A 3,627-nucleotide genomic window follows, 5' to 3' on the forward strand; every position below is an offset into this window, starting at 1 on the left:
CGCCTACTACGCCCACACCAACCCCCACACCACCCCCCTCCCCACCTACCCCTTCCAACACCACCGCTACTGGCTCGACGGCCCCACCCAGGACGTCCCGGCGGAGCGTGGAGGCGACTCCGACTTCTGGCGCGCGATCGAGCACGAGGACCTCGACGCACTGGCCGCCATGCTGACGCTCGGTGACCAGGATTCCCGGCACGTCCTGGCGCCGGCGCTGTCGCTGATCTCGGACTGGCGCCGCAAGCAGACGGAGCGGGAGACCGTCGATGCGTGGCGCTACCAGATCGGATGGCGGCCGCTGTCGCCGTCCGTCGGTTCCTCGGCGATCGACGCACGCCGGCTGGTGCTCTTCCCGGCCGGCGAGTCCGCCGACCCCCTGGTCGCCGACCTCGTCGAGGCATTGCCGCCCGAGGCCGTTCGGGTGCCGTGCGACGGCAGCGAAACGCGCGACTCGATGGCCGAACTGCTCGCCAGGCACAAGCCTCGGCACGTCGTGTCGCTACTGGCGCTGGGCGAACATCCGACTGAGGCGACGCTGGCACTCGTTCAGGCCTGCTCGGACGTCGACCTGGACGGCTCGCTCTGGTGCCTGACCTCCGGCGCGGTCTCCGTCGGACGCACCGACCGGCTCCGGAACCCGGCCCAGGCGGCAGTCTGGGGGCTGGGCCAGGTCGCGGGGCTCGAGTACCCGCGCTGGTGGGGCGGTCTCGTCGATCTCCCCGAGCGGCTGGACGCCCGGACCTCGACCCGGCTCACGGCGGTACTGGCAGGGCAGTGGGACGAGGACCAGGTGGCCGTGCGCCCCTCGGGGGTGTTCGCGCGGCGACTGAACCGCGCCGCCGGTCCCGCTGGCGAACCGGTGTGGTCCACCGACGGTGCGGCGCTCGTGACCGGTGGCACCGGTGCGCTCGGCGGGCACGTCGCGCGCTGGCTGATCGGTTCCGGCGTACGCCATGTCGTGCTCACCAGCCGCCGTGGCAGCGACGCCCCGGGCGCCCGGGAGCTGCGAACGGAGCTGGAGGCGCTCGCGCCCGGCACCCGCGTGGACATCGAGGCCTGCGACGTCGCCGACCGGTCCGCGCTGGACCGTCTGCTGGACACCGTGGACACGCCGATCACCGCGGTCTTCCACACGGCCGGCGTCGGTACCGACGCGGCGCTGCAGGACACGGATGCTGCTGTCCTCGCGCAGGCGTGGCTGGGCAAGGCCGAAGGCGCACGGAACCTCGACGACGCGTTCACCGATGTCGCGCTGGACGCGTTCGTGTTGTTCTCGTCGGGTGCCGGGGTCTGGGGCGGGCGCGGGCAGGGAGCCTACGCCGCCGCCAACGCCTACCTGGACGCCTTGGCCCAGGCTCGTCGTGACCGCGGCCTGCACGCCCTCGCCGTCGCGTGGGGCACCTGGAGCGGCGGCGGCATGGCCGCCACCGGATCAGCCGAGGACGCACTGCGCCGCACCGGCCTGCTGCCCATGGAACCCGAACTCGCCGTCTCGGCGCTGGCCCGGGCACTCGGTGGCGACGACACCACCGTGACGGTGGCGCCCATCGCGTGGGACACCTTCGCACCGGTCCTGAGCGCGGCCCGTCGCCGTCCCCTCATCAGTGACCTCGCCGAGGCGCGGGCAGCGCTGGACGGACCGGGCACCGATGCCCCGGACGACGGTGAGGACGGCTGGCGGGCACGCCTTTCCGCGGCCGCCGCGGCCGACCGCACCCAGATCCTGCTCGAGCTCGTGCGCGGCGAGGTTGCCGCGACACTCGGGCACACGTCCCGCGACGCGGTATCCCCGCAGGCGGCCTTCCGCAGCCTCGGCGTCGATTCGTTGACCGCGGTGCAGTTGCGCAACCGGCTGCAGGCGGCGCTGGGCCTGCCCCTGCCGGCCACGTTGGTGTTCGACTATCCGTCACCCATCGCCCTGGCCACCTATCTGAAGCGGGAACTGCTGGGCGAGTACGGTTCCGACGGATCGACCGGCGAGACCGTGCGCAACGAGGACGACCCGGTGGTGATCGTCTCGATGAGCTGCCGCCTCCCCGGCCGGGCCGAGTCGCCGGAAGCCCTGTGGGACCTGGTGGCGAGCGGCGGTGACGCGGTATCCGAGTTCCCTGCGGACCGTGGCTGGGACCTCGACCGGCTCTACGACCCCGACCCGAGCAAGCCTGGCACCTCGTACGCCCGGAGCGGCACCTTCCTCGCGGACGCGGCGGGATTCGATGCCGGGCTGTTCGGGATATCGCCGCGGGAGGCCCTGGCGATGGATCCGCAGCAGCGCTTGCTGCTGGAGACGTCGTGGGAAGCCTTCGAACGGGCGGGTATCGCGATCGACACCTTGCGGGAGAGCCGAACCGGTGTGTTCATCGGTTCGGCCACCTCGCACTACGCGGCCGACGACGCCGGGCTGGGCTCGGAGGGCTACCTGCTCACCGGTACGGCAACGGCTGTGCTCTCGGGCCGCATCTCCTACGCGTTCGGGCTGGAAGGCCCCGCGGTGACCGTGGACACCGCATGTTCGTCGTCTCTGGTCGCGATGCACCTGGCAGCGCAGGCGCTGCGCAGCGGAGAGTGCTCGCTCGCACTCGCCGCGGGTGCGACGGTGATGGCGACGCCGGCCGCGTTCGTGGAGTTCAGCCGGCAGCGGGGCCTCGCGGTTGACGGCCGGTGCAAGTCGTTCGCGGCGGCTGCGGACGGGACCGGCTGGGGCGAGGGCGTGGGTGTCCTCGTCCTGGAGCGGCTCTCCGACGCCCGGCGCAACGGCCACCCCGTCCTCGCCGTCGTCCGCGGCTCCGCCGTCAACCAGGACGGCGCCTCCAACGGGCTCACCGCCCCCAACGGCCCCGCGCAGCAACGCGTCATCCGCCAGGCCCTCGCCAACGCCGGCCTCCAGCCCTCCGACGTCGACGCCGTGGAGGCACACGGCACCGGCACCCGCCTCGGCGACCCCATCGAGGCGCAGGCGCTGCTGGCGGCCTACGGGCAGGACCGTGAACAGCCCCTCTGGCTGGGCTCGGTGAAGTCCAACATCGGCCACACCCAGTCGGCCGCCGGCGCCGCGGGCGTGATCAAGATGGTGATGGCGATGCAGCACGGGGTGCTGCCCCGCACCCTGCACGTCGACGAACCCACCCCCCACGTCGACTGGACGGCGGGCGCCGTCGCACTGCTCACCGAAGAACAGCCATGGCCGGAGACGGCCGACCGCCCCCGCCGGGCCGCCGTCTCCGCCTTCGGCGTCAGCGGCACCAACGCCCACGTCATCCTCGAACAGCCGCCCGCCGTCGAGGAGCCGGAGGAGCGTGCCGGCACCGCCCTGCCCGTGGTCCCATGGATCCTCTCGGCGCATGACCAGCAGGCGCTGCGGTCCTACGCGGGCCGGCTCGCCGAGCAGGTGCCGGAAGACGCCTCACCACTCGACATCGGCTACTCCCTCGCGACGAGCCGGACCCTGCTCACCGAACGGGCCGTGGTGCTGGCGGGTGACGGCACTGATCGAATCGAGGCCCTTGCCGCGCTGGCTCGCGGTGACAGTCACCCGGGTCTCGTCACCGGCCGGGGTGGCGACGGAACCCTGACGATGGTCTTCTCCGGCCAGGGCAGCCAACGCCTGGGCATGGGCCACGACCT

General features: G+C 72.9%; 1 protein-coding gene. It reads left to right on the forward strand.

Translation table 11 applies throughout. From position 1 onward, the window contains the following. Positions 1–3,627 (forward strand): SDR family NAD(P)-dependent oxidoreductase (locus IF30_RS0140005; protein ID WP_030247927.1); only part of this gene is annotated, 3,627 nt, incomplete at both ends.

The organism is Streptomyces sp. NRRL S-350, assembly GCF_000719705.1.
Taxonomy (GTDB): Bacteria; Actinomycetota; Actinomycetes; order Streptomycetales; family Streptomycetaceae; genus Kitasatospora.